A 25,336-nucleotide genomic window follows, 5' to 3' on the forward strand; every position below is an offset into this window, starting at 1 on the left:
CTGCGACCCGGCGGGGACCGTTTCGCTCGAGGTCCGGTCAGCGGCCGCGGGCGATCGGTGACCGGATGACGGGCCGGCCGGTGGCGCGGTGGCGCCGGAGGGCGGCGGTCGGCGCGGTCCGGCCGCCGGACGGCACGGGGGCATCCGGCCCGCCAGGGACGTGCCTCACGGGCTGGCTCACCGGCCGGTACGCGTCGCCGTACCTGTTCCGTACCCGTTCCCGGCATCGGGACCTGCTCGTCTAAGGGGTCTCCGCGGGCTCCAGGAGTCGGGCGAAGCGGGAGGCGGCGAGGTCCCAGTTCCACTCGCGCGCCGCCCACTCGCGACCGCGCTCCCCCATCGCACGCGCCCCGGCCGGGTCCTTGAGCAGGCCGACCAGGGCCGCCGCGACCTCGTCGGGACGGGTGCCGTCGACGACCAGGCCGGTCTCCCCGTTCAGCACGGCGTCGGGGGCGCCGCCCGAGGAACCGGCCACCACGGGCAGGCCGCTGGCGGAGGCCTCCAGGTAGACGATGCCGAGTCCCTCCACGTCGACGCCGCCCAGGCGGGTACGGCACGGCATGGCGAACACGTCGCCCGCGGCGAGGTAGCCGGGCAGCTCCGCCTCCGGCACCGGGCCGGTGAGCCTCACCGAAGCGCCCATCGGCCGGGCCAGCCGTTCCAGGGTCCTGCGGTACGGGCCCCCGCCGACGATCAGGAGCACCGCGCCGGGCACGTCCCCGACCACGCCTGGCCAGGCCCGCAGGAGCGTGTCCTGGCCCTTGCGCGGCACCAGCCTGGACAGGCAGACCACCACCGGCCGCTCCCCCAGGCCGAGTCGCGCGCGCACCCGCTCCCCGCCGGCCCCCGGGTGGAACACCCCGGTGTCGACGCCGGGCGCGAGCCGCACCAGCTTGTCCGCCGCTATCACCCTGGCCAGCCGCCGCCGGGTGTACTCCCCCAGGTAGGTGACCACGTCGGCGTCCGCCCCGATTCTGGCGAGCACCCGGCGGCCGACCGGGATCCCGGCCCAGCCCGCCTCGTGGCCGTGGGTGACCATGACGACGCGACGGGCCCCGGCCTCGCGCATCCGGGGCGCGAGCAGCCCGAGCGGCGCCGCCGCCCCGAAGACCACGGTGTCGCACCCGAACTCGGCGACCAGCCCGGCGGCCCGGCGGGCGACGGCGGGCGTGGGCAGCATCAGCGAGGTCGGGTGCCGCACGACGGGGTACGGCTGGCGCAGGTCGAAGGCCGCGCTGCCGGCCCACCGGGGGGCGTAGACGACGACGGAGCCGGGCGGGCGGCGGGCGATGAGACCGTACACGAACGACTGGATCCCCCCCGCGCGGGGCGGGAAGTCGTTCGTGACGACCAGCGTGCGGCTCACGGTTCGGGGAGGCCGTTCAGCCGTGCCCAGGATCGCGCCAGGGCGATGCGCTGCGGCGTCGTGGGATGCGATGCATAAAGTACATATTCGACTAGATCGGGTGACAAATCCGAAATATTGGTACCCGCCAGTCGTCTCTGCATGGCGACGAACGTCGCCGGGTCCCTGGTCAGGTCCAGCGCGTGCACGTCCGCACGGGCCTCGATCTGCCTGCTCACCAGGTTCTGGGCCGGTCCCGACAGGACCGTGGCCAGGCTCAGCAGCCCCATGACCAGCCCCACCGCCCTCGGGTCGCCGAGGGAGGAGATCCCCGCCCGGCGCCGTACGGCCCCCGCGGAGGTCACCGCGTAGAGCAGGCACGCCCCGAACGCCGCGCCCAGGCCGCCGACGAGCGTGCCCGACAGCACGTCGCCCGCCTTGGCGTGGCCCAGCTCGTGGGCGACCACCAGCTCGACCTCGCCGGCGGGCGCGCGGAGCAGCGTGTCGTAGACCACGATCCTGCGGGTCGCGCCGAATCCGGAGACGTAGGCGTTGAGCGCGGTGGTCCGCCGGGAGGCGTCGGCGACGAGCACGTTCTCGACCGGCACGCCGTCCCTGGCGGCCATGGCGAGCAGGTCGTCGCGGAGCTGCCCGGCCTCCAGCGGCCTGAAGTCGTTGAAGACCGGCTCGACGAGCACCGGGTAGGCGAAGGAGGCGACCACGGTCAGGGCGAAGGCCCCGGCCGCCGCGGGGATCCACCAGCGCCGGTAGCGCCGCGCCAGGGCGATCACCGCCAGCACCATGATCGCGGTCAGCGCGGTGCCGATGCCGGTGCTCTTGGCCCGGTCGGCCGCCCACGCCGGCCAGGCCTGGGTGGACAGCCCGAAGTCGCGCAGGTAGCTCTCCGACCACATCCCCAGGGGCCAGCGCAGGATCGCCACGGCCACCGACAGCGCCAGCACGCCGAGGAGCGCCCGCAGCCACCAGGGCCCCGGCAGCCGGCCGGCGAGCCGCGCGCCCAGCGGGGTGGCCACCAGCACCCCCGCCACGACCAGCGTCAGGCCGAGCGACAGATAGCCGGGAAGGCTGATCAGCGCGTCGAACGTCTCGGCCCTGGCGATCTGCTCGGCGGTGAAGTCGCGGGCCGGATCGGGAGCGACGGCCGGGGCCCCCCCGGGCAGCGCCCTCCAGGGCGTGGTGAACGCCACGACCGCCAGCGTGACCACCCCCAGGGCGGCCAGCGCCCACCCCGCCGACCGCACGCCCGCGGGCGTGTCCGTCATGCTCAGCGTCACGTGAGTTCCTCCCTGAGGTAGTCGCGCCAGGCTCGGGTGAACTCGTCCACCGGCAGGCCGAGCGTGCTCTCGACATCGCTACCGTAGAGCCTCACCAGGGCCTTCTCCCCGAAGCGCTCCGCGACGAACCGGCAGGCGAGCCACGCCTCCTCGTAGGCCTGCGCGAGCCTCGGCGCGCCGGGGGCGAAGTCGGCCGGGCCGGGGAGCCGGTCGGGCAGGACGCCCGAGCGCACCTCGGCGGCCAGTTCGGCGGCGGCCGTGCGCACCGCGATCCCGGCGTCGCGGTAGCCCGCGTAGTCGGCGAAGCCCTCCGACAGCCACATCGGCACCCGACCGCCGCGGGTCGCGCCGGTGGCCACGTGGGCGAGCTCGTGGGTGATCACCACGTCCCTTCCGGTCGCGGTGAGCCGGGCGTACCCCGACGGCAGGACGATCACCCGGTCCGCGGTCGCCATCGCGGCCAGGCCGCGGGTGCTCCCGGCCCCGGCGAGCGCCGCGGCCTCGGCGTCGGTGGCGGGGAAGAGGACGACCGCGGGGACCGGCCCCCAGATCGCCGCGATCGTCGCGCGGGCCCGGTCGGCCCTGGCCGCCAGATCCCGCAGGACGCCGGCCGGGACACCGTGGCCGATCACGAGGGAGTGCTCGCCCCGGACGGTGACCGCGGCGCCCTGCCACAGGTCGCGGGGGTCGCTCGGGCTCCGGGAGGCGTACGGGACGAGGGGGCGGGGGGCGCGAGGGAGGGGCGCGGCTCCGGCCAGGAGGGGTCCCGTCCCGGCGAACGGACCGGCGCTCATCAGCGCCAGCATCCCGGCGAGCACGGCGCGGCGCCCTTTCGGGACGGACACGAGCCGATGGTACTCGACCGGCATGGAGCGGCCCCGGCCCTCCTGGTGGAGGGCCGGGGCCGCTTTTCCGTGCTCGGGCATGTGCTCGAGCGCGTGCCCCGACGCGGGCTCGGGCTCAGGTTCCATACCTGGGCTCCGTGCTCACGCGGGTGCCGGGCGCCGTACGGGGCTCAGGCCCCGGGCCGTACCGCTCCGGCGAAGGAGGACCTGTAGTAGCCCGCCAGCCTCACGACACGGACCGTCTTGCCGCTGCTCGGCGAGTGGACCATCCTGCCCTTGCCGACGTACATGCCGACATGGCCCTTTCCACTGAAGAACAGCAGGTCACCGGGGCGCAAGTTGCTCCACGAGACCTTTTTCCTGATCGACCTGTACTGGCTGTGCGTGATCCTGGGAAGGGACACGCCCGCCTTCCGCCAGGCGTACCGGACGAGCCCCGAGCAGTCGAACGCTCCGGGACCGGAGGCTCCCCACCGGTACGGATCGCCGATCTGCCTCTTGGCCGCCGAGACCGCCTTACCGGCCCGGACCTTCTGCAGTGCCGCCCTGCTCTTCTTGACCTTGACCTTGACCTTGACCTTGGCCTTGGTTTCTGCCTTGGCCCTGGTCCCGGCCTGAGAGGCGGTCTTCTTGGTGCTCCCGGCCTTCTCGGAGACACCGGTCACGCTGTTGACCAGTATCTCGGAGGGGCCGTCCACCGCCTGCGCCGCCGTGGACCCCAGGGTGACCGCTCCGGCTGAGGCGGTCAGGGTGAGGGCGATGCCGCCGAGGGAAAGGCGGAAAAGGCGCGACAGACGGGGGTTGTACGGGGTGGTAGACAGGATTTCTCCTTGGGACTTCCACTGATGCCTACCGGGTTAGCTGACGGATTCGGGCTTGGAAGATGCCCTACGGCACAAACGCGCCGATTCACCCCTGGCCACGCTGTATCGGGCCTTTTGGGTCCCCGGTTCCATGCCTCCTGGCTGCATAGATTCGGCGGGCCGCCGCGATGAGCCCTGCCCCCGGGTGGGGGCGCGGCGGCCGGTTGGATTTCTATAGGGACACCGGCCCGAAGACCGACATTCGCCGCGACGGCGTGGCTTGCACGTCGCGACGCCAGAAGTTACCCCGATCTCCAACTTTCGGCAAAGCATTCGCCAAATTGGAAGATCTACTACCCCTCTTGATCTTCCTGTTATCCCTGCATAATGGCTATTTATGCTATTGAGATATGACTCTCGTCACACCCTTCTCGCTAGTCCGACAAATCACGATTTATGTAATCTTCATCACACTCACCGCCCGTGGAGCGGTCCCGGACGATCCGGCCGGGTGACCTCAGCGCCTGACGCACGTGTAGGCGCCGTATATCGACTCCCGGAAATCCGCCTCGACGATCTCGAATCCGGCGGCGTCGAGCATCGGTTCGAGCAGCCACCTGAAGGTGCTGTACTCGGTGCGCAGATGCTCGGCGTAGTCGTCGCGGGTGTAGCCCAGCGCGGGATCGTCCGCCGCGCCGTCGAGCCAGCGGCCGAGCACGGCGTCGGTGTCGGCCGGCCGGAAGTCGAAGATCAGGTCCCGCAGGCGCAGGACGCCCCCGGGCCGTACGATCCGCGCGACGCGGTCGAGCGCGACGGCCTTCCAGAAGTCGGGGAGCTGGTGGAGCGCGTGGCGGGTGTAGACCGCGTCGGCGGGCGGCCCCGCGTGCTCGTACGACAGGAAGCCCGCGCGCACGCGCTCAAGGCCGGAGAGGCCCTCCTCGGCGGCGCGGGCGCCGAGGAAGTCGTGCATCGCCGGGGAGACGTCCACCGCCACCACCCGCCGGAACCGCCGCGCCGCGGCGAGGGCGAACTGCCCCGTCCCCGCGCCGAACTCCACGACCGTCGCCGCCTCCCCCACGCCGTGCCCCGCGAGCACGGCGAGGTCCTCCCCGGGGTCGGGCCTGCCCTGCTTGCGGTCGAACCCGGCGACGAACGCGGCGTCGAGGTGCTCGGGACCGGCGTACGCGAGCTCGTCGGGCATCCATGACTTGATCATGTCCCGATGCTGGCAGTACCCACGCGCCCGGCACATCCGGTTTTTCCCGGCGCTCCGTCAAGCGCGAGGCGGGGCCTGGACGTCCCCGGTGGGACCGCGGCCCGGCGCGGTCAGGGGCGGACGGCTCCGACGATGCGGCGGCCGTAGGCGGACAGCGGGACGACCTTGACGACGTCGCCGGTCTGCGGGGCGTGCACGATCTGGCCGTTGCCCGCGTACATGCTGACATGGCCGAGACCCTCGCTGAAGATGAGGTCGCCCGGCTGGAGCTCGCTCAGCGAGACCTTGCGGCTCGCGCCCCAGCTCCACTGCTCCCAGGTCGTGCGGGGGAGGCTGACTCCTCCGCTGCGCCAGGCGCTCTGGACCAGGCCGGAGCAGTCCCAGCCGCCGGGGCCCGTGCCACCGTACTGGTAGGGCTTGCCGACCTGGGCGAAGGCGAACTGCAGGGCGGCGCGGGCGTTGCCCGAGGCGGAGCCGTTGTACTGGATCCCGGCGCTCTCGGGGTTGCCCGTCCTGAAGGCGTTGAGCTCGCGCAGGATCTTCGTCTGTGCCTTGACCATCTTGTCGGCCTTGGCCTTCTCCCTGGCCAGCTCGTCACGCGTCTCGTCGGCCTCGGCCAGCGCCTTCTTGGCCTGGTCCCGGCTGGTCCGCAGCGCCTTGGTGGCCTCGTCGAAGGCGTTCAGGGACTGGGCGCGGGAGGTGGACATCTGGTCGGCGGCGGCCAGGCCGCTCAGCAGGGCGCCGGGATCGGCCTGGTAGATCATGCCTTCCCAGCCGTTGACCACGCCGACCTGGTAGGTGCTGACGGCCATCGTGACGAGCTCCTTGCGCAGCCCGGCGACCTGCTCGTTCTGGCGGGTCAGGTCCTCGTTGAGCGTGCTGTACTTCTTCCTGGCCCGCTTCCACTTCTCCGAGGCCTGGTTGTACTTCTCGACGACCTGGTCGGCCTGCTCGTTGAGCTTCTCCAGCTTCTTCTTGGCCTGGGCGGCCGTCGGCCTCGGCTCGGCGGACGCTCCGCCCACCGGCAGCGTCAGCAGCGCGAGAGCGAGCCCGGCCGCCACCGGTATCCGAATCAGTCCAACCGGCAAACCCGCCACGGCCACGTCAACGCCTCCCGACTGCACCAGACCTGCGGCGAATAGTACAGAAGAAGTAATGATTGACTCACCTTTTCGCCGGGTTTGCTCCTTAATTGCAGGTGAACCCCTTTACCCGCGACCGGCGGCGCCCGTCTCGCGAGCGGCGGCGCCCCGGCCACGGGGGCGGTCCGCCTTCGCGGGAAGCGGTCCGCTCCTGCCCCTGGGAGCGGGGAGCGGCCCGCCCCGGACCCCGCCCGGTCGCGCTACCCGCAGGCGGCGATGGCGCAGATCTTGGCGGTCATCCTCCTGGCGTCACGCAGCTGAACGGTCCAGTCGCTCCTCGCGGGCTTGGCGTACTCGCCCGCCCAGAGGTAGACCAGGACGGCGTTGCCCTTCCTGACCAGCACGCTCCGGTCGCCGCCCACCCCGGCTTTCCTGCCGTAGTAGACCTGCCCGGAGATCCTCAGCGCCTCGTCGCCGAGCCCGGTCAGGCGCGAGGAGGCGTAGCGGTAGCCGGTACCCGAGCCGGTCCTGGCCCCGCACCTGGTCAGGGCGGCGCGCACCTGGGCGACGGCCGAGGCGGCCGAGGCCCGCGAACCGTACAGGATCACCTGCTCGACCTTCATGAAGTCCGGCACGCCGGTGAAGGTCACCGTCCGCGCGGCCACCCGGCCGGTCGCGGCCAGCGTGCTCCTGTCACACGGGTTGACGGCCAGCCTGGCCTTCGCCGAGTTGCCGACCTGCCAGTTGGTCTCGGGGTCGTCGTCCTTCTTGGCGGCGTCCTTCTCGTACAGCAGGAAGCCCTTGGGGATGGCGGCCGTCGTGGCCGCCGCGGGTGTGGTGACGGTCGCTCCGGCGGCCAGGACGGCGAGGGCGAGCGTTATGATCTTCTTCATCGAATCAATCCTCCTGGGTGATCCGATGCCCGGCGACCACGAAAGGTTTACCCGCGCCCCAGACGCCGGAGAAGAAGCACCGAGGGCACCGGCCTGGCGCCCATCCTGCGGACCGACTCGGCCACCTCGCGATCAGAGGAGACCACCGCGACCGCACGCCCCGCGGGCTCGGCGCGGACCAGCTGGCGGATCAGGTCGTCGGCGATCTGGTTCGGGGCGCTGAACATCACGCGCACCCCCCTGGGTGCCGACACCGGGACCGGCCCGTTCAGCTCGGCGCCGTCGAAGACGCAGGTCAGCTCGGTGCGGGTCTGCGCGTAGAGCGCGCCGAGACCGGTGAGGAGGCGGGTGCGCTGGTCGGCCAGGGTGAACGTGCCGTAACCGGTCTTGGTCACGTTGTAGCCGTCGACGATCAGGTGGATCTGCGGCAGCGCGAGCAGCTGGTCGAGCAGGGCGGGGTCGTCGTCGGCGAGCGCCCGCGCGGGAACCGCCTGGACCCCCTGCCCGCCGGGCGCCACCGAGGCCACCGAGTCGGCGGGACGGTGGATGCCCGAGGGCAGGGCGAGCTCCCTGCGCAGCCCGGCGGCGGCGTCCTGCAGGGCGTCGAGCAGCATGCGCACCTTGGTGTCCTCCACGCTGCGGCCCTCGCGGGCGGCCCTGCGCGTCGACTCCAGCTGCCGCTCGGCGTCGGCCAGCCGCTCGCGCAGGCGGCGCAGCTCGCTCTCCACCGTGCTCCCCGCCGAGAGCGCGGCGGCGCGCGCCTCCTCGGCCACCTCCTGGGCGGCGGCGGCGCGCGCCTCGGCCGCCCTGGTCCGCTCACGGGCGTCGTGCAGCCTGCGGCGCAGGTCGGAGACCTCCGAGCGCGAGGTCTTGAGCTGCTCGCGCAATCGCTCGGACTCCTCCTTGGCCGCGGTCTTCTGGGCGGCCAGCTGCTCGCGCAGCCGGGATACCGTCTGCTCCTGCGCCGAGCCCTCGGCCGCGGCGGCCGACCGCTCCAGGTCGGCGCGGGCCGTCTCCACCATGTCCACCCAGCCGGGCGGCCGGGTCAGGTAGGCGGCCGCGGCCACCATGACGGGCTCGGCGGCCGGCGGGACCGTGCCCTCGGCGAGGCTCGCGACCAGCTCGGGCCAGCCCTCGGTCAGCGTCTCCGCGACCAGCTCGCGGAACTTCTTGTCGGTCTCCAGCTGCGCGGCGATCGGCGCCCCGCCCAGCCTGGCCCGCTTGCGGGGGTCGAACCTGGCGATCCCCTTCAGGGGCAGCGGCACCGAGGCGGCGGGCATCGAACCGAGAATCTGGGAGGCCAGCTCCACGACATGTAAGCGAACCTGCTCGGGTAACGGACGAGACAGGCCCTCTCCGGCTGAACTCATCACGGCCCCTACTCGGATCGGTCTTCACGTCAAGGGTACGGCTACCGCACCCTGACCCCGACCTGACCGGGAGCCGACCGGTGGCCGACGAGCCCGTGAACGCTTTGTGGACAAGCGCTTGCTGGTGGGTTACGACTGTGCGGATCGCCTTGTGACGCACGCCACCCGGGAGAGCGCGATGGACGAGCCGACGAACGAGCCCGGCCGGCAGGCCGACAAGAGCCTGCGGACATCGACCCGCGACCTCGAGGAGTTGCGGGAGCGGATGGGCTCGTGGCTCGCCGGAAGGGTGGGCTCCCCCGTCGCCGTCTCCCCGCTGTCCCGCCCCTCGGGCAACGGCATGTCCAGCGAGACCCTGCTCTTCGACGCCTCCTGGACCTCCGCCGAGGGCGGGCACGACCTCGCGTGCGTCGCCAGGATGGCCCCGGCGGCCGAGGCGGTGCCGGTCTTCCCCGGCTACGACCTCGGCAGGCAGTACGAGGTCATGCGGATGGTCAGGGAGCGCGCGGGCGTGCTCGCGCCCCGGGCCCTGTGGTACGAGCCCGACCCCGGGCGGCTGGGCGCCCCGTTCTTCGTGATGGAGCGGCTCACCGGCGACGTGCCTCCGGACGTGATGCCCTACACCTTCGGGAGCTGGCTGCTGGACGCCTCCCCCGCCGACCGCGACCGGCTGCAGCGGAGCAGCGTCGAGATCCTGGCCACGCTGCACGACGCCCCGTTCACCGCCGAGGAACTGCGCCCCCTGGAGATCCCCGGGACGGGCGGGACCGCGCTGCGCAGGCACGTCGACGAGCAGCGGGCCTACTACGAGTGGGCGCACGGCTCGATGCCCGTCCCGCTGCTGGAGCGGGCGTTCGGCTGGCTGGAGGAGCACTGGCCGGCCGAGCCGGGGCCCGACGTGCTGAACTGGGGCGACGCCCGCATCGGGAACGTGATGTACCGCGACTTCACCCCGGTGGCGGTGCTCGACTGGGAGATGGCCGCGATCGCCCCCCGCGAGCTGGACATCTCCTGGATGATCTTCCTGCACACCTTCTTCCAGGACATCACCGAGTTCATGGAACTGCCGGGGATGCCCGACTTCATGCGGCGCGAGGACGTCTGCCAGACGTACCACGAAATAACGGGATACAAGCCCCGGGACATGGAGTTCTACGAGACGTACGCCGCCCTCAGGCACGGCATCATCATGGCCCGCGTCCTGCAGCGCCAGGTCCACTTCGGCGAGCAGGCCATGCCCGACGACCCCGACGACCTGGTGATGCACCGGGCCCTCCTCGAACGGATGCTGGACGGGAGTCACTGGAGCTGAGGCCCCTCAGGAGGCCCTCCGGAGGCCCTCGCGGCCGCCGGAGGGCGCGGGTTCTCCCGGCACCGGCGCGCACCGGCCCGGGAAGGGCCCGGTGCGGTAAATGTCGGTCGGGGCTTCTATGGTCGTGAATCGTGGACTACGCCGTGCAGGGAACACTCGACGAGCTGGGCACCCCGCTCAGCCAGATCACCTTCGTCGTGTTCGACCTGGAGACCACCGGCGTCTCGGCGGGCGAGCACGCGATCACCGAGATCGGGGCGGTCAAGGTCAGGGGCGGCGAGGTGCTCGGCGAGTTCGCCACCCTGGTCGACCCCGGCTCGCCGATCCCGCCGTTCATCTCGGTGCTGACCGGCATCACCGACAGCATGGTGGTGGCGGCGCCGAGGATCGAGTCGGTGCTGCCGTCCTTCCTGGAGTTCGCGGCCGGTTCCACCCTGGTGGCGCACAACGCGGGCTTCGACCTGGGGTTCGTCAGGGCGGCCTGCGCCGCGCACGGCTATCCCCCGCCGGCCCACCAGGTGGTCGACACCGTCGACCTGGCCCGCAAGCTGCTCACCCGCGACGAGGCGCCCAACTGCAAGCTGTCCACGCTCGCCAAGATCTTCAGCCACACCGAGCCCTGCCACCGGGCGCTCGCCGACGCGCGGGCCACCGTCGACGTGCTGCACGCCCTGCTGGAGCGGGCTGGCTCCTTCGGGGTGCAGACGCTGGAGGAGCTCAAGGGCTTCGTCCGCGCGCCCACCCCCGAGCAGCGCCGCAAGCGGCACCTGGCCGACTCGGTGCCGGCCGGCCCCGGCGTCTACGTGTTCGAGGACGAGGGCGGCGACCCGCTCTACGTCGGCAAGAGCACCAACCTGCGCAACCGCGTGCGCGGTTACTTCACCGCGAGCGAGACCAGGCCGCGCGTCCGCGAGATGATCGGCATCGCCGCGCGGGTCAGGTCGATCGCCTGCGCGACCTCGCTGGAGGCCGAGGTCAGGGAGCTGCGGCTGATCGGCTCGGCCAAGCCCCGCTACAACCGCAGGTCGCGCTTCCCCGAGAAGATGTTCTGGCTCAAGCTGACCGACGAGCCGTTCCCCCGCCTGTCGGTCGTCCGCGAGGTCAGGGACGACGAGGCCTCCTACCTCGGCCCGTTCAACAGCACCCGCGCCGCCGAGGACGCCCGCACGGCCCTGCACGAGACGATCCCGCTGCGGCAGTGCACCGAGCGGATCACCCCGCGCACCAGGCGCTCCGCCTGCGCCCTCGCCGAGATCGGGAGGTGCGGGGCGCCGTGCGAGGGCCGCCAGAGCCCGGACGAGTACGCCGTGCACGTCGTGGCGGCCCGCCGGGCGATGGAGCTGGACGCGGCCCCGGTCTTCTCCGCGATCGAGGCCAGGATGGAGCGGCTCGCCCTCGACCAGCGCTACGAGGAGGCCGCGGCCGACCGCGACCGGCTCGCCTCCTACATCCGCACCTCGGCCCGCATGCAGCGGCTGCGGTCGCTGACCTCGATCTCCCAGATGGTCGCCGCCGCCCCCCTGCCGGGCGGCGCCTGGGAGATCCACGTCATCCGGTACGGGCGGCTCGCCTCGGCCGGGGTGATGCCGAAGGGCGCCCACCCCACCCCGTTCGTCGAGGCGCTGACCGCCACCGCGGAGACGGTGCCGCCGGGCCCCGGGCCGGTCCACGCGGCCAGCGCCGAGGAGACCGAGTGCGTCCTGCGCTGGCTGGAGACCCCCGGGGTGCGGCTGGTGCAGGTCGAGGGCACCTGGAGCCTGCCCGTCTCGGGCGCGGGGCGGCTCAAGGCCCGCATCGACCGCGCCTACCAGACGGCCGAGCCGCGCCGGACGCGCGAGGGCCGCCCGCTGCGCTGACGTCCGCGCTGATAGCTTCTGAGACGAAATGCCGCACTCAACGAGGAGGAAGCTCGTGGTCACCGCGATCGTTCACATCAACGCCGAGGTGGACCGGATCTCCGAGGTCGCCCAGACGGTCGCCGAGATCGACGGGGTGAGCGAGGTCTACTCCATAACCGGGGAGTACGACCTGCTGGCCATGGTCCGCGTCCCCGCCTACGAGGAGATCGCCGAGGTCGTCCCCGGCCGGATCAACAAGGTGGACGGGGTGCTGCACACCGAGACCCACGTCGCCTTCCGCGCCTACTCGCGGCACGACCTGGACGCCGCCTTCTCGATCGGCCTCGGCGAGTCCGACTGATCCTCACCCGGGCCGGCGGGGCCCGGGCGCGGCCCGAGGCGCGCCGTGACGGTGACGTCACCCTCGCCGGTACGGCCGCCGGTCTCGCCCGCGGTGGGCAGCCGCGCCCGCACCTCGAACCCCCCTCCGGGCAGGGTGCCGGCCGCCAGCGTCCCGCCGAAGAGGGCGGCCCGCTCGCGCATGCCGAGCAGGCCGTGCCCCGCGGCCGCCGCGGGGACGATCCTGCCGTCGTCCCGTACGAGAACGTCGAGGAGACCCGGCCGCCAGCGCAGCGTGACGCGGGCCGAGCGGGCACCGGCGTGCCGCAGGGTGTTGTCGAGCGCCTCCTGGACGATGCGGTAGGCCACCAGTTCCAGGGCGAGCCCGACCTCGGCGGGCCTGCCGTCCTCGACCACGTCCACCCGCAGGCCCCGCGCCCTGACCCCGGCGAGCAGGTCGCGCAGGTCGGAGAGCCTGGGCTGGGGCGTCCTGCCGGCCGAGAGACCGTCGAGGTCGAGCAGCGCCAGGGTGCGCTGGAGCTCGACGAGTGCCTGGCGCCCCGACTCCTCGGCCACCCTCAGGGTCTCCCTGGCCCGCTCGGGGTCCTTGTCCATGATCATTCGACCGGCGCCCACCCCGAGCGTCATCATGCTGATCCCGTGGGCGACGACGTCGTGCAGTTCCCGGGCGATGCGCGCCCGCCTCTGGGCGAGCTGGGCGCCGGCCAGCGCCTCCCCCTGGTCGGCGAACCTGGTCTCCCAGGACCTGAGCCTCAGCAGCAGGAGCCTGCGCTCCCGCACCAGGCCCGCCACGGCCACGCACAGGACGAGCGTCGCGCACGACAGCAGGATGGGGAACATCTGCCCGGTCAGGAGGTCGGCACGCCACATGGCCGCAATCTAGAACGGCCGCCCGGGACGCTGCATCCCCTCGTGGGCGGATCTTGCATCCGCCCACGAGAGGAGGACCTCCGGCGCCGGGACGGCCCGGCGCGCCGTGGCGACTCCGGCCGCCCGGCCGGGACGGTTCCCGGCCGCGGGCCGGAACGCCTCCGGCCGTCCGGGACGACGCCGCCGGGACGGCCTTGGCGGGCGAGGCGGCCGGGGCCTCGCCCGGCCCCCTCCCCGGCGAAGGTCAGGACGGCTTCAGTGCCCGGCTGACCTCGATCCAGCGGTCGAGGGTCTCGGCCGCGGCACCGGAGTCGACGGCCTTCGTCGCGCGCTCGTACCCCGCGGCCATCGCGGCGTTCAGGTCGTCGCCGGCACCGTCACCGGCACCGTCGTCCGCGCCCTCGCCCGCGCCGTCGAGGGCGACCAGCGCGGCGGCGGCGTTCAGCAGCACCGCGTCGCGGACCGGCCCCGTCTTGCCGCCGACCAGGTCGCGGACGGCCTGGGCGTTGAACACCACGTCCCCCCCGCGCAGCGCGTCGGGCGCCGCCCTGGGGATGCCGAGGGCGGCCGGGTCGAAGACGACCTTCTCCAGGGCGCCCCTGCGCACCACCCAGACCGTGGAGGTCGTGGCGATGGTGAGTTCGTCCAGCCCGTCGTCGCCCCTGAAGACCAGCGCGGAGACCCCGCGCTCGGCGAAGACGCCCGCGACGGTGGGGAGCATCCCCGCGTCGAAGATGCCGATCGCCTGGGCGGCGGGCCTGGCCGGGTTGGTCAGCGGGCCCAGGAAGTTGAAGATCGTGGGGACGCCGAGCTCCTTGCGCGTGGGGCCCACGAAGCGCAGCGCCGGGTGGTACACCGGCGCGAAGCAGAAGGCGATCCCGGCCTCGACGGCGACCCTGGCGGTGTCGGCCGGGGCCAGGTCGAGCACGATCCCGAGGTGTTCCAGGACGTCGGCGGCCCCGCAGGAGGAGGAGGCGGCCCGGTTGCCGTGCTTGACGACCCTGGCCCCCGCCGCGGCGGCCACGATCGCGGCCATGGTGGAGACGTTGACGGTGTGGGCCCGGTCGCCGCCGGTGCCGACGACGTCGACGACGGGGCCCTCGACCGACAGCGGGGTGGCCCGCTCCAGCATCGTGCGCGCCAGGCCGGTCACCTCCGCGACCGTCTCGCCCTTCGCCCTCATCGCCACCGCGAAGCCCGCGATCTGGGCGGACGTGGCGGAGCCGGACATGATCTGGTTCATCGCCCAGGCGGCCTCGTCGGCCGTCAGGTGCTCGCCCGCGATCAGGGCGGACAACAGCGCGGGCCAGGTGGTGCGCGCGTCCATGGAGGTCTCCAGGGGGGTTTCCGGGGGGTCTACCGGGCGGACAGGCGGGTGGACAGGCGGCGGCGCATCAGGTCGGCGACGGTCTCGGCGAGGACGACCGGGTCGATCGGCTGCGGCACGACGGCCTCGGCCCGCGACCACTCGGCCAGCCAGCGGTCGTCGCGGCGGGCGATCAGCAGGCAGATCGGCGGGCAGTCGTGGACCTCGTCCTTGGCCTGGCGGGCCACGCCCATGCCGCCGGCCGGCTGTGCCTCGGCGTCGAGCACCGCGACGTCGATCTCCCCGGAGTCGAAGTGCTGGACGACCTTGGCGTGGGTGGCGCACTCCACGATCTCCACGAGGGGCACGTCGCCGGCGGGGCGGCGGCCGATCGCCTGCCGCACCTTCTCGCGGGTGCTCGCGTCGTCGCTGTAGACGAGGACCCTCATCTTGTCGTCGGTGCTCACGGTCGCGCTCACTATCCCTCGTCGATGTATGGTCACCTGGGATGCTACCGGTCAGCCGGTCCGGAGACCCAGGCCGGAGCCGACGGCGAGCGAATTGCCCCATACGTCCACTTTGGGGGGACGTGCGCACCCGCTATCGGGGGGTCGTGCGGCGACCCGAGCAGGAGAGCCGCAATAATGCTGCCCGTGGCGACAGCATCCGCAATTTCAACGACGACGACAGCACACTCGTCCCGCAGACCCGATCTGGTCAGCGTCGGGACGATTGTCTGGCTGTCCTCCGAGCTCATGTTCTTCGCGGCGCTGTTCGCGATGTACTTCACCATCCGGTCGGTGAGCATCGGCCAGGGCCTGCCCTGGCCCGAGGCCCATCTGAACGTCCCGTTCGCCCTGGCCAACACGATCATCCTGGTCCTGTCGAGTGTGACCTGCCAGCTGGGCGTGTGGGCGGCAGAGAAGGGCCAGGTCGCCAAGCTGCGCTTCTGGTACATCGTCAGCTTCCTGATGGGCGCCGTGTTCGTGGGCGGCCAGCTGTACGAGTACAGCCAGCTGGTCCACGAGGGGCACACGCTGTCGCACTCCGCGTACGACTCCGTGTTCTACCTGACCACGGGCTTTCACGGCCTGCACGTGACCGGTGGACTGATCGCGTTCCTGTTCATGCTGGGACGCACGTACGCCGCGAAGCGCTTCACCCGTGAGCAGGCGACCAGCGCGATCGTCGTGTCCTACTACTGGCACTTCGTCGACGTGGTCTGGATTGGCCTTTTCGTAACCATCTATGGCATTCACTAAGGAATCGGGGATCTCTGTGAATAGGATCACCGCTGGGCGGCGGCATCCCCTCGCGAGATACGCCGTCCTGCTCCTGGCCCTGGGCCTGATCGGCGGGGTCTACACCGTCGCGCTCGCGATCTCCCCCAGCCGGCAGGCCGACGCCGCCATCGCGTCCGGCAGGGCCGACGACGTGGCGGAGGGCAAGAAACTCTTCGAGCAGAGCTGCTCCAGCTGCCACGGCCTCAACGCCGAGGGCACCGCGCAGGGTCCGACCCTGATCGGCGTCGGCGCCGCCTCCGTGGACTTCCAGGTCGGCAGCGGCCGCATGCCCCTGGCCAACCCCGGCGCGCAGGCACCGCGCAAGCCCCTGGCGCCCTGGGTCAACGAGGACACCGTCCGGCAGCTCGCCGCCTACGTGCAGTCACTCGGCGGCGGCCCGACCGTCCCGACCGACGAGCAGGTCGACGCCTCCAAGGGCGACAAGTCCAAGGGCGGGGAGCTGTTTCGCGCGAACTGCATCCAGTGCCACAACTTCGTCGGCTCCGGCGGCGCCCTGACCCAGGGCAAGTACGCACCGCCGCTCCACGAGGCCACCGAGAAGCAGATCTACGAGGCGATGATCACCGGCCCGCAGGCGATGCCGGTGTTCAACGACAGCATCATCACCCCCGAGCAGAAGCGGGACATGATCGCCTACATCGTGGGCGTGCGTGAGGAGCCCAACCCGGGCGGCGCCGGTCTCGGCCGCATCGGCCCGGTCACGGAGGGTCTGGTGGCCTGGGTCGTCGGGCTCAGCCTCCTCTCCCTGGCCGCCATCTGGATCACCGCGAAGAGGCGACAGGCCAAATGACTGACAACAATCACGACATCGAGCAGCCGGAGGAGCGCGCGCCGAAGCGCGTGATCGGCACCCCCTCCCCGGCGGCGAGCACCTCGCTTCTCGGCCGCGACGAGCCGAGGAAGACGGACGTCGTCCAGGTTCCCGGGGTGGTCCCGCAGGACGAGGCGACCGCGAGGAAGGGCGAGCGGTACGCCGCCCTCTGCTTCCTGGTCGCCTTCCTGGGGGGCATCGGCTTCGTGGTGTCGTACGTCGTCTTCCAGGTCGGCGACATCGAGAAGACGCAGGTCTCCAACCTCGCGCTGGGCGGCACGCTCACCCTGGCCCTGCTCGGGCTGGCCGCGGGCCTGACCACCTGGGTCCGCCTGGTCATGCCCAAGTACAACCTGGTCCAGGAGCGCCACACGATGGCCTCCGACCCCGAGACCAGGTCCTACGTGGGCGAGACCTTCCTGCAGGGCGCGAACGAGAGCGGCATCGTCAAGCGCCCGCTGCTGCGCCGCACCCTGTTGCTCGCCGCCGCCCCGCTCGGTCTGGCCCCGCTGGTCCTGCTGCGCGACCTCGGCCCGAGTTACACGAACTTCCCGGAAAAGCTCCGGCACACCGTCTGGGGAGAGAAGACCAAGGACGGCGAGCCGCGCAAGCTCCTCGTCGAGGGAAGCGGCTCTCCCATCAGGGCCGCCGACTTCAACTCCCCCGGCGGCATCCTCTCCGTGGTGCCCGAAGGGTACGAGCACGACCTGAACGCGCTGGCCAAGGCCACGCTGATCCTGATCAAGTTCCGTCCCGAGGAGCTCAAATCCGGGACTAACCTGAACTGGACACATGACGGGATCGTGGCGTACTCCAAGATCTGCACGCACGTCGGCTGCCCCGCGGCCCTGTACGAGCAGACCACCCACCACATCCTGTGCCCGTGTCACCAGTCGACCTTCGACGCCGCCGACGGCGCCAAGGTCATCTTCGGCCCGGCCGCTCGGCCGCTTCCTCAGCTGCCGATCGCCGTCGATAATGAGGGATATCTCGTCGCAACGGCGGATTTCGCGGTCCCTGTCGGTCCCAGCTTCTGGGAGCGCGGCGACGCCGAGGCCGAGGTCCGTGAGAACGGAGCCCAAAAGTCATGAGCATCGAGACCGTGCCCAAGCCCATCGAGGGTGCGAGCACCTTCGTCGACGACCGCATCGGCGCGGGAAACTTCCTCCGGCGCAACCTGCGGAAGATCTTCCCCGACCACTGGTCGTTCCTGCTGGGTGAGATCGCGCTCTACTCGTTCATCATCCTGCTGCTGACCGGCACGTTCCTGACGTTCTTCTTCAAGCCCGGCATGGGCCACGTCGAGTACGCCGGCTCGTACGGCCCGCTGCAGGGCGTCACCATGTCCGAGGCGTACGCCTCGTCGCTGAGCATCAGCTTCGACGTGCGCGGCGGCCTGCTGATGCGGCAGATGCACCACTGGGCGGCCCTGCTGTTCATCGGCGGCATGATGGTGCACGCGCTCCGGGTGTTCTTCACCGGCGCCTACCGCAAGCCGCGCGAGCTCAACTGGCTGATCGGCGTGCTGCTGCTCACGCTGGCGCTGGCCGAGGGCCTGACCGGTTACTCCCTGCCCGACGACCTGCTCTCCGGCGCCGGTCTGCGGATCACCGAGGGTGTGGCGATCTCGCTGCCGCTGGTCGGCACCTGGATCACCTTCTTCCTCTTCGGCGGCGAGTATCCGGGCGAGGACGTCATCGCGCGCTTCTACTCGCTGCACATCCTGCTCATCCCGGGCATCCTGCTCGCGCTCATCACGGCTCACATGATCCTGATGTGGGTCCAGAAGCACACGCAGATGCCGGGCAAGGGCCGCACCAACGAGAACGTGGTGGGCGCGCCGTTCTACCCGGCCTTCATGATCAAGGCCGGCGCCTACTTCATGTTCACGTTCGGGGTCATCGCGCTGCTGGGCACCTTCGCCCAGATCAACCCGATCTGGCTGTTCGGTCCCTACACCCCCGCCGACATCTCGGCGGGCTCGCAGCCCGACTTCTACATGGGCTTCCTCGAAGGCTCGCTGCGCCTGATGCCCGCCTGGGAGCTCAACCTCTTCGGCGGCGCGGGGGGCACGCTCGCGATGAGCGTGCTGATCCCGGCCCTGGTGCCGATGGGCATCGTCATGACGGGCCTGGCGCTGTACCCGTTCATCGAGCAGTGGGTCACCGGCGACCGCCGCGAGCACCACGTCGCGGAGCGTCCCCGCAACAACCCGCACCGCACCGCGATCGGCATGTCGGCGGTCACGTTCTACGGCGTCCTGTGGCTGCTGGGCGCCAACGACGAGATCTCCGCGTTCTTCCACATCTCGCTGAACTGGACGACCTACGCGGGCCGGTTCCTGGTGATCGCCGGCCCCGTGCTGGCGTACATCATCACCTACCGGATCTGCCTGGGCCTGCAGCGCAGCGACGCGGCGATCATCAGCCACGGCGTGGAGTCCGGTGTGATCAAGCGGCTGCCCCACGGCGAGTACATCGAGGTCCACGTCCCGCCGAACGAGGCCATCGAGGCCCACATGCGGGGCAAGGAGGCGATCCCGATCGTCTCCGGAGGCGGCGCGGGCCCGAAGAACCGCGACGACATCCCGTCCAAGGGGATGCGCGGCCCGCTCGGCAGGCTGCGCGCCAAGATGAGCGCGGCGTACGGCGGCGAGAAGATCCCGCTCGACGACGGTCACGGCCACGGCGAGGACCACGACGCCATCGGCGCGGGTCACGGGGAGCACGCGACGGTCGGCAAGGCCGGAGACGACAAGTCCCTGACCCGCTGACCCGCCACGGCTGACGCCACCCGGAGGGCCTGGACACCGCATGGTGTCCGGGCCCTCCGTTTCGCGCGTCACCGGAGGCGTCTTCGGACGACGGCCTCGCATGTCCCCGGAAGCTCGCATGTCCCCGGAAGACGGTCTCGCATGTCCTCGGAAGTCGGAAGACGGCCTCGCACGCACCGGACGACGGCTCCGCACGTCACCTGACGACGGTTCCGAGTGGTGCCGGACGACGGGCACGACGGTGCCCCTGAGCTGCCACAAGACCCCCGCGGAGGCCCCCAGAAGGCTTCTGCGGGCCTTTCCCCGGCCGAGGCCACCCACAACTCGTCCCGTGTCCCCGGCGCTCCCAGGGGGCGTCAGGACGCCGCCGGTCAGACGTCGTCGGTGTTGAAGTGCTTGAGGCTGCTCCACTTGAGCCACTCTTTCCAGCTCTCCTGCCAGTGGCCCCACCCGTTCAGGGGCTCCAGGACGCGGGGCGAGCCGGTGATGATGATCGGGTCCCCGATCAGGGTGTTGTCCAGGAACCACTTGGCGTTGCTCGGGCTGACGTTGACGCAGCCGTGGCTGACGTTGGAGTTGCCCTGGGAGCCGACCGACCACGGAGCGGCGTGGATGTACTCGCCGCTGTTGGAGATGCGGACGGTGTCGTAGACGGTCAGCCGGTAGTAGCCGGGGGAACCGGGCCCGATGCCCGGGGAGGTCATGACGGTGACGTTCTCCCGTGACATGGCCAGGTGCACGCCGCTGGTCGTGTGGTACTTCCAGTTGCCGCCCTGCCCGGCGCTCATGGGAATCTCGCGGACGACCTTGCCGTCGCGCTTCACCGTGAGGTGGTGCGTCTGGACGCTGCCCCGGGTGATCTGCGAGCGGCCGATCTTGAAGTTGACGGTCTTGTTCGCCGCTCCGTACAGGCCGTTGCCGCCGCGTACCCCCGCCAGGCGGGCCTCGACCCGGACCCTCGTACCGGCGGGCCAGAACTTCTTCGGGCGGAAGTGAACGTTCCGGGCGTCGAACCAGTGCCACGCCCCCAGGACCGGCCTGGAGGTGCGGACGAACAGGTTGCGCTCGATGGAGACCCGGTCGGTGACGTCGCGGTCGAAGGTGATCATCACCGGCATGCCGACCCCGACGGTCAGGCCGGTCGTGTCCCTGCCCGGCATGAAGTTCTCGATCGCGAAGGCCTCGCGTTTCCTCACCGTGGAGAAGGAGGAGGTCGTGGTGGTGACGGCGCCCGCCGGGTTGACGGCCGTCACGGAGACCTCGTAGGAGGCCCCTGGAGCCGCGACGCCCCTGCTGCGCCACTGGGTACCGTCGGCGCTGAGAACGCCCGGCAGGGAGCCTTTGGCGCCCTTCACGGCCCTGACGGCGACCTGCCGCAGGGTACCGCCCTGCGCCGCGACCAGGACGGGGGTGTCCGTGGGAACGCCCCTGGTCCTGTCGAGAGGGGCCACGGTGACGACGGCCGCGGCGACGGCGGCGGGTGAGTTCTGCGACGCCTGTGGCGTCCGGCCGCCCTGTACGGCGGTGTTTCCCGAGCAGGAGGCCACCAGCGCGAGAGTCAGCAGTCCCGCTCCCTGGCTCGAACCACGGATCGCGTGCCCCACATGAACTCCCCTGTCCCGGACTGAACCACTGATTCAGTTATTACCCGGAGTAAGCGGTTCACCACATAAGACATCCACCCTAGGCGCCAAATAAACGCCAAAAAGCGGGCCACGGAAGCTTTTCCGTGACCCGCTCGGATGGCGGTGAAACGCGAGGTCAGTGCGAGAAGTTGCCCCGGTAGTACTCGAAGACGAAACCGATCATGCTCATCACGATCGCGAACACGCCGATCAGGAAGAGCCACCAGCCGATGACCAGGCCGACCGCGCTGAGCGCGACGGCCAGGCAGACGAAGAGCGGCCACCAGCTGTGCGGGCTGAAGAAGCCGAGTTCGCCGGCGCCCTCGCTGATCTCGCCCTGCTTGTCGTCCTCCGGCTGATCGCCGATCCGGCGGGCCGTGTACATGAGGTAGTAACCGATCATGAACGCGAAGCCCACCGAGATGGCCATCGCCGTCGTGCCGACCGGCTCCTTGGACCAGTACCAGTAGACGACGTCCACGGCGGCGAAGAAGACGCCGCACAGGATGAACAACCAGCCCTGGACCTTCATCGGTTCTCCTCCAGCTCACGGGCCGGGATGTGCGGGTGCTTGAGGTCGAACGCCGGGCGCTCGGACCGGATGCGGGGCAGCGAGGTGAAGTTGTGCCTCGGCGGCGGGCAGGACGTCGCCCACTCGAGCGAGTTGCCGTACCCCCACGGGTCGTCCACGGTGACCTGCGGAGCGGTCTTGTGGGTCTTCCACACGTTGTAGAGGAACGGCAGCGTGGAGGCGCCCAGCAGGAACGCGCCGACCGAGGAGACCATGTTGAGGTCGGTGAAGCCGTCGATCGGGCTGTAGTCGGCGTAGCGGCGCGGGAAGCCCTGCGCGCCGAGCCAGTGCTGGACCAGGAACGTGGTGTGGAAGCCGACGAACAGCGTCCAGAAGTGGATCTTGCCCATCGTGTCGTTCAGCATCTTGCCGGTGAACTTGGGCCACCAGAAGTAGAAGCCCGCGAACATCGCGAACACCACGGTGCCGAAGACCACGTAGTGGAAGTGCGCGACCACGAAGTAGGAGTCGGAGACCTGGAAGTCCAGCGGCGGGGAGGCCAGGATGACGCCGGTCAGGCCGCCGAACAGGAACGTCACCAGGAAGCCGATCGAGAACAGCATCGGCGACTCGAACGACAGGTGGCCGCGCCACATGGTGCCGATCCAGTTGAAGAACTTCACCCCGGTGGGCACCGCGATGAGGAACGTCATGAAGGAGAAGAACGGTAGCAGCACCTGCCCCGTGGGGAACATGTGGTGCGCCCACACGGTGATCGACAGACCCGCGATGGCGATCGTCGCGCCGACCAGGCCGATGTAGCCGAACAGCGGCTTGCGGCTGAAGACCGGCAGCACCTCGGTCACGATGCCGAAGAACGGCAGCGCGATGATGTAGACCTCCGGATGCCCGAAGAACCAGAACAGGTGTTGCCAGAGCAGCGCGCCGCCGGTCTCGGAGGCGAAGATGTGCGTGCCGAGCTTGCGGTCGGACTCCAGCGCCAGCAGCGCGGCGGCGAGCACCGGGAAGGCCATCAGCACCAGGATCGAGGTGAGCAGGACGTTCCAGGTGAACATCGGCAGGCGGAACATCGTCATGCCGGGCGCGCGCATGCAGATGATCGTGGTGATGAAGTTCACCGAGCCGAGGATCGTGCCCAGACCGCTGATGGTCAGGCCGACGATCCACAGGTCGCCGCCGATTCCCGGCGAGCTGATCGCGTTCGACAGCGGGGTGTAGGCGAACCAGCCGAAGCTGGCCGCGCCGCCCGGGGTGATGAAGCCCGACAGGGCGATGAGGCTGCCGAAGGTGAAGAGCCAGTAGCTGACCATGTTCAGCCGCGGGAAGGCGACGTCGGGGGCGCCGATCTGCAGCGGCATGAGCTCGTTGGCGAAGCCCGCGAACAACGGGGTCGCGAACATCAGCAGCATGACGGTGCCGTGCATGGTGAACAGCTGGTTGAACTGCTCGTTGCTGGTGAACTGAAGACCCGGCTGCGCCAGCTCCGCCCTCATGACCAGCGCCATGACGCCGCCGATCAGGAAGAAGATGAACGAGGTGATCAGGTAGAGATGTCCGATGATCTTGTGATCGGTGGACGACGCCCACTTCGTGATGATCGAGCCCTTGCGGGTCGGCACCGGGGAGAGGACGAGGGGTTCGTTAAGTGCGGTCACTGGGCACCCGCCTGGCTAGCGATGTACTGGTCGAACTCGTTCTGCGGAACGAGCTTCACCGAGAAGAGCATCCTGCTGTGGTCCACGCCGCAGAGCTCGGCGCAGCGGCCGGCGTAGACGCCCGGCTTCACGGTGTCGACCTCGAACTTGTTGGTCACGCCGGGGATCACGTCACGCTTGAAGTGGAACGCCGGGACCCAGAAGGAGTGGATGACGTCCGGCGAGTGCAGGTCGAACTCGACCTTCTTGCCGGCCGGCAGCACCAGCTGCGGGCCCTGCATGTAGTCCGCCGCGGGCTTGCCGACGACCTGGACGGTCTTGCCGTTGTACTCCGTGGTGAAGCGCCAGCTCCACTGGAAGCCCTCGACCTTGACCTTCACGTCGGGCTTGCCGGACATCTCGTTGATGTAGTTCTGGTCCCGCGCGGTGAAGAAGAAGAAGACGCCGACCATGATGATCGGCACCACCGTGTAGAGGATCTCGATCGGGAGGTTGTACCGCACCTGGGGCGGCAGCTCCTCCTTGGAGTTCTTCTTCTTACGGTGGAATGCAACGGACCAGAGGATCAGGCCCCACACGACCACACCGGTGGCGAGGGCGGCGATCCACGAGCCGTTCCACAGACTCTGGACGGCGTCGGACTGCTTGGTGACGCCCTCGGGCAGGCCCCCTCGGGACCAGTCTTCGGCACTGCACGCCGTCAGGGAAACCAGCAGCAGCGCCAGAGCGGCAGCGCGTGGCACCCGGCGGCGGGCCAACGGACGCCGTGCAGAACGGCGGGTCGGACTCACGGATCGCCTACCCCACAGATGAAGCCCAGGAGTCGCTCCTGGGCGGTCGTTTGTTCACGTTCAAGATTTCGTAGTCAACAGCTTCACGCTGGGGGACACATTAGCGCGGACACCCCTCGCCCTCCCCCGCAGCCCCCGTCCGCACCGCGCGTGGTGCGACGATTGAGGCGTGGCGTACTTCGACGCGGCCTCCACGGAGCCGCTGCACCCCCAGGCGCGCGAGGCTCTCATCGCGGCCCTCGACGTCGGCTGGGCCGACCCCGCCAGGCTGTACGGCTCCGCCCGCCGGGCAAGGATGTTACTGGAACAGGCGAGGACCGAGGTGGCCGAGGCCCTGGGCGCCAGGGCCGACGAGGTCTCGTTCACCTCCTCCGGCACCCAGGCGGTGCACCTGGGCGTGCTCGGCACCCTGCGCGGCCGTCACCGGGCCGGTCGCCGTCTGGTGACCTCGGCCGTGGAGCACTCCTGCGTGCTGCACGCGGCGGGCGTCCACGAGCGCGACGGCGGCTCGGTCGAGACGGTCGGCGTCGGGATCACCGGCGCGGTCGACCCGGAGGTCTTCGGCGAGGCGGTCCGCGCCGAGGGCACGGCCCTGGCCTGCCTGCAGAGCGCCAACCACGAGGTCGGCACGCTCCAGCCGGTCGCCGAGGCGGCGGCGGCGTGCGCCGAGGCGGGGGTGCCGCTGCTGGTGGACGCGGCCCAGACGGCGGGCAGGATGCCGCTGCCCCCCGGCTGGTCGGTGCTGGCCGCCAGCGCGCACAAGTGGGGCGGCCCCGCGGGGGTCGGCGTGCTGGTGGTCCGCAAGGGCACCCGGTGGCGCACCCCGCTGCCCGAGGACGACCGCGAGCGCCGCAGGGTCCCCGGTTTCGAGAACGTGCCGGAGATCGTCGCGGCCGCCGCCGCGCTGCGCGCCACGGTGGCCGAGTCGGCCATGGAGTCGGCCAGGCTCTCGGCGCTCGTGGACCGCGTCAGGACCGAGGTGCCCCGGCTGGTCCCGGACGTCGAGGTCATCGGCGATCCGGTCGTACGAGCGCCGCATATTGTCACCTTTTCGTGTCTTTACGTGGAAGGTGAGGCATTGCTGACGGAACTCGACAAGGCCGGGTTCTCGGTATCGTCCGGCAGTTCCTGCACGGCGAGTACGCTTCGTCCGTCGCATGTTCTGGAGGCCATGGGAGTGCTCACGCACGGGAACGTCCGCGTTTCGCTACCCCGGGGCACCTCGGCGACGGATGTCGACCGTTTCCTCGCCTTCCTGCCGGACGCGGTGCGGAGGATACGCGAGGAGGCCGGTGTCAAGCTTTGATCAA

General features: G+C 70.8%; 23 protein-coding genes and 1 riboswitch. Of the genes, 8 read left to right on the forward strand and 15 right to left on the reverse strand.

The window, feature by feature from the left end; all coding sequences use genetic code 11:
• Positions 1-241 precede the first annotated feature (241 nt).
• From ACTOQ1_RS06865 to ACTOQ1_RS06900, 8 genes are all read right to left on the reverse strand, one after another.
• Positions 242-1,366 (reverse strand): glycosyltransferase family 4 protein, encoded by a 1,125-nt coding sequence (locus tag ACTOQ1_RS06865; protein ID WP_440065244.1) that lies wholly within the window; start codon positions 1,364-1,366, stop codon positions 242-244.
• Positions 1,363-2,640, reverse strand: coding sequence for a M48 family metallopeptidase (locus ACTOQ1_RS06870; protein ID WP_440065246.1), 1,278 nt, complete (start codon positions 2,638-2,640; stop codon positions 1,363-1,365). The genes ACTOQ1_RS06865 and ACTOQ1_RS06870 overlap by 4 nt, the downstream gene beginning before the upstream one ends.
• The gene (locus tag ACTOQ1_RS06875) at positions 2,637-3,611 is read right to left on the reverse strand and encodes a hypothetical protein (RefSeq protein ID WP_440065247.1); all 975 of its coding nucleotides are present in this window, start codon (positions 3,609-3,611) and stop codon (positions 2,637-2,639) included. Before ACTOQ1_RS06875 ends, ACTOQ1_RS06870 begins: the two co-directional genes overlap by 4 nt.
• Before the next feature lie 44 nt (positions 3,612-3,655).
• Entirely contained in the window at positions 3,656-4,183 is a 528-nt protein-coding gene (locus ACTOQ1_RS06880; RefSeq protein ID WP_440065248.1) for a C40 family peptidase, read from the reverse strand.
• Between the two features lie 133 nt (positions 4,184-4,316).
• Positions 4,317-4,476, reverse strand: a riboswitch (cyclic di-AMP (ydaO/yuaA leader).
• Positions 4,477-4,805: 329 nt separating this feature from the next.
• Positions 4,806-5,504 carry a class I SAM-dependent methyltransferase gene (locus ACTOQ1_RS06885; RefSeq protein WP_440065249.1) on the reverse strand — a complete coding sequence of 233 codons (699 nt, stop codon included), beginning with the start codon at positions 5,502-5,504 and terminating at the stop codon, positions 4,806-4,808.
• A gap of 110 nt (positions 5,505-5,614) precedes the next feature.
• Positions 5,615-6,565: an NlpC/P60 family protein gene (locus ACTOQ1_RS06890; RefSeq protein ID WP_440065250.1), complete on the reverse strand. Its 951-nt coding sequence runs from the start codon at positions 6,563-6,565 to the stop codon at positions 5,615-5,617.
• Positions 6,566-6,846: 281 nt separating this feature from the next.
• Positions 6,847-7,479, reverse strand: coding sequence for a hypothetical protein (locus ACTOQ1_RS06895; RefSeq protein ID WP_440065251.1), 633 nt, complete (start codon positions 7,477-7,479; stop codon positions 6,847-6,849).
• A 47-nt stretch (positions 7,480-7,526) separates the two neighbouring features.
• Entirely contained in the window at positions 7,527-8,789 is a 1,263-nt protein-coding gene (locus tag ACTOQ1_RS06900) for an NYN domain-containing protein (RefSeq protein WP_440065252.1), read from the reverse strand.
• Between the two features lie 238 nt (positions 8,790-9,027).
• Between ACTOQ1_RS06900 and ACTOQ1_RS06905 the strand changes: the two genes are divergently transcribed.
• From ACTOQ1_RS06905 to ACTOQ1_RS06915, 3 genes are all read left to right on the forward strand, one after another.
• Positions 9,028-10,161, forward strand: a complete 1,134-nt coding sequence (locus tag ACTOQ1_RS06905) for a phosphotransferase family protein (protein ID WP_440065253.1) — start codon at positions 9,028-9,030, stop codon at positions 10,159-10,161.
• 131 nt (positions 10,162-10,292) lie between these two features.
• Complete coding sequence (locus ACTOQ1_RS06910; RefSeq protein WP_440065254.1) at positions 10,293-12,017, forward strand: DEDD exonuclease domain-containing protein; 1,725 nt, start codon at positions 10,293-10,295, stop codon at positions 12,015-12,017.
• A gap of 55 nt (positions 12,018-12,072) precedes the next feature.
• Positions 12,073-12,360, forward strand: coding sequence for an Lrp/AsnC family transcriptional regulator (locus ACTOQ1_RS06915; protein ID WP_440065255.1), 288 nt, complete (start codon positions 12,073-12,075; stop codon positions 12,358-12,360).
• On the opposite strand, the gene ACTOQ1_RS06920 is transcribed toward ACTOQ1_RS06915, so the two are convergent.
• From ACTOQ1_RS06920 to ACTOQ1_RS06930, 3 genes are all read right to left on the reverse strand, one after another.
• Positions 12,303-13,229: a sensor histidine kinase gene (locus tag ACTOQ1_RS06920; protein WP_440065257.1), complete on the reverse strand. Its 927-nt coding sequence runs from the start codon at positions 13,227-13,229 to the stop codon at positions 12,303-12,305. The genes ACTOQ1_RS06915 and ACTOQ1_RS06920 overlap by 58 nt on opposite strands.
• A gap of 244 nt (positions 13,230-13,473) precedes the next feature.
• Positions 13,474-14,556, reverse strand: a complete 1,083-nt coding sequence (trpD, locus tag ACTOQ1_RS06925; RefSeq protein WP_440065258.1) for an anthranilate phosphoribosyltransferase — start codon at positions 14,554-14,556, stop codon at positions 13,474-13,476.
• A 29-nt stretch (positions 14,557-14,585) separates the two neighbouring features.
• A complete protein-coding gene (locus ACTOQ1_RS06930) occupies positions 14,586-14,984 on the reverse strand; it encodes a hypothetical protein (RefSeq protein WP_344917239.1) in 399 nt (132 codons plus the stop codon).
• A gap of 195 nt (positions 14,985-15,179) precedes the next feature.
• On the opposite strand from ACTOQ1_RS06930, the gene ctaE reads away from it, so the two are divergent.
• Genes ctaE through qcrB form a run of 4 tightly spaced genes read left to right on the forward strand, consistent with a single transcriptional unit; the run spans position 15,180 to position 19,423 of the window.
• Positions 15,180-15,797, forward strand: coding sequence for an aa3-type cytochrome oxidase subunit III (ctaE, locus tag ACTOQ1_RS06935; RefSeq protein ID WP_362676657.1), 618 nt, complete (start codon positions 15,180-15,182; stop codon positions 15,795-15,797).
• 16 nt (positions 15,798-15,813) lie between these two features.
• A complete protein-coding gene (gene qcrC / locus ACTOQ1_RS06940) occupies positions 15,814-16,629 on the forward strand; it encodes a cytochrome bc1 complex diheme cytochrome c subunit (protein WP_440065260.1) in 816 nt (271 codons plus the stop codon).
• Complete coding sequence (gene qcrA / locus ACTOQ1_RS06945) at positions 16,626-17,741, forward strand: cytochrome bc1 complex Rieske iron-sulfur subunit (RefSeq protein WP_440065261.1); 1,116 nt, start codon at positions 16,626-16,628, stop codon at positions 17,739-17,741. The genes qcrC and qcrA overlap by 4 nt, the downstream gene beginning before the upstream one ends.
• Positions 17,738-19,423, forward strand: a complete 1,686-nt coding sequence (qcrB, locus tag ACTOQ1_RS06950) for a cytochrome bc1 complex cytochrome b subunit (RefSeq protein WP_440065262.1) — start codon at positions 17,738-17,740, stop codon at positions 19,421-19,423. Before qcrA ends, qcrB begins: the two co-directional genes overlap by 4 nt.
• Before the next feature lie 371 nt (positions 19,424-19,794).
• Here qcrB and ACTOQ1_RS06955 read toward each other — a convergent pair whose 3' ends face one another.
• From ACTOQ1_RS06955 to ctaC, 4 genes are all read right to left on the reverse strand, one after another.
• A complete protein-coding gene (locus tag ACTOQ1_RS06955; protein ID WP_440065264.1) occupies positions 19,795-21,027 on the reverse strand; it encodes an Ig-like domain-containing protein in 1,233 nt (410 codons plus the stop codon).
• 157 nt (positions 21,028-21,184) lie between these two features.
• A complete protein-coding gene (locus tag ACTOQ1_RS06960; protein WP_362676667.1) occupies positions 21,185-21,580 on the reverse strand; it encodes a cytochrome c oxidase subunit 4 in 396 nt (131 codons plus the stop codon).
• Positions 21,577-23,235 carry an aa3-type cytochrome oxidase subunit I gene (gene ctaD / locus ACTOQ1_RS06965; protein WP_440065265.1) on the reverse strand — a complete coding sequence of 553 codons (1,659 nt, stop codon included), beginning with the start codon at positions 23,233-23,235 and terminating at the stop codon, positions 21,577-21,579. The genes ACTOQ1_RS06960 and ctaD overlap by 4 nt, the downstream gene beginning before the upstream one ends.
• Positions 23,232-23,978, reverse strand: coding sequence for an aa3-type cytochrome oxidase subunit II (ctaC, locus tag ACTOQ1_RS06970; RefSeq protein WP_362676671.1), 747 nt, complete (start codon positions 23,976-23,978; stop codon positions 23,232-23,234). The genes ctaD and ctaC overlap by 4 nt, the downstream gene beginning before the upstream one ends.
• A gap of 217 nt (positions 23,979-24,195) precedes the next feature.
• On the opposite strand from ctaC, the gene ACTOQ1_RS06975 reads away from it, so the two are divergent.
• The gene (locus ACTOQ1_RS06975) at positions 24,196-25,332 is read left to right on the forward strand and encodes a cysteine desulfurase family protein (protein ID WP_440065267.1); all 1,137 of its coding nucleotides are present in this window, start codon (positions 24,196-24,198) and stop codon (positions 25,330-25,332) included.
• Positions 25,333-25,336 lie beyond the last annotated feature (4 nt).

It is taken from the genome of Streptosporangium sp. OZ121, from assembly GCF_051918885.1.
GTDB lineage: Bacteria > Actinomycetota > Actinomycetes > Streptosporangiales > Streptosporangiaceae > Streptosporangium.

Excerpts from the sequence above, each read along its gene's own strand:
- ACTOQ1_RS06875 (WP_440065247.1), bottom strand. The coding sequence starts at position 3,611 with ATGGAACCTGAGCCCGAGCCCGCGTCGGGGCACGCGCTCGAGCACATG.
- ACTOQ1_RS06885 (WP_440065249.1), bottom strand. The coding sequence starts at position 5,504 with ATGATCAAGTCATGGATGCCCGACGAGCTCGCGTACGCCGGTCCCGAG.
- ACTOQ1_RS06895 (WP_440065251.1), bottom strand. The coding sequence starts at position 7,479 with ATGAAGAAGATCATAACGCTCGCCCTCGCCGTCCTGGCCGCCGGAGCG.
- ACTOQ1_RS06905 (WP_440065253.1), top strand. The coding sequence starts at position 9,028 with ATGGACGAGCCGACGAACGAGCCCGGCCGGCAGGCCGACAAGAGCCTG.
- ACTOQ1_RS06920 (WP_440065257.1), bottom strand. The coding sequence starts at position 13,229 with ATGTGGCGTGCCGACCTCCTGACCGGGCAGATGTTCCCCATCCTGCTG.
- trpD (WP_440065258.1), bottom strand. The coding sequence starts at position 14,556 with ATGGACGCGCGCACCACCTGGCCCGCGCTGTTGTCCGCCCTGATCGCG.
- ACTOQ1_RS06930 (WP_344917239.1), bottom strand. The coding sequence starts at position 14,984 with ATGAGGGTCCTCGTCTACAGCGACGACGCGAGCACCCGCGAGAAGGTG.
- ctaE (WP_362676657.1), top strand. The coding sequence starts at position 15,180 with ATGCTGCCCGTGGCGACAGCATCCGCAATTTCAACGACGACGACAGCA.
- qcrA (WP_440065261.1), top strand. The coding sequence starts at position 16,626 with ATGACTGACAACAATCACGACATCGAGCAGCCGGAGGAGCGCGCGCCG.
- qcrB (WP_440065262.1), top strand. The coding sequence starts at position 17,738 with ATGAGCATCGAGACCGTGCCCAAGCCCATCGAGGGTGCGAGCACCTTC.
- ACTOQ1_RS06960 (WP_362676667.1), bottom strand. The coding sequence starts at position 21,580 with ATGAAGGTCCAGGGCTGGTTGTTCATCCTGTGCGGCGTCTTCTTCGCC.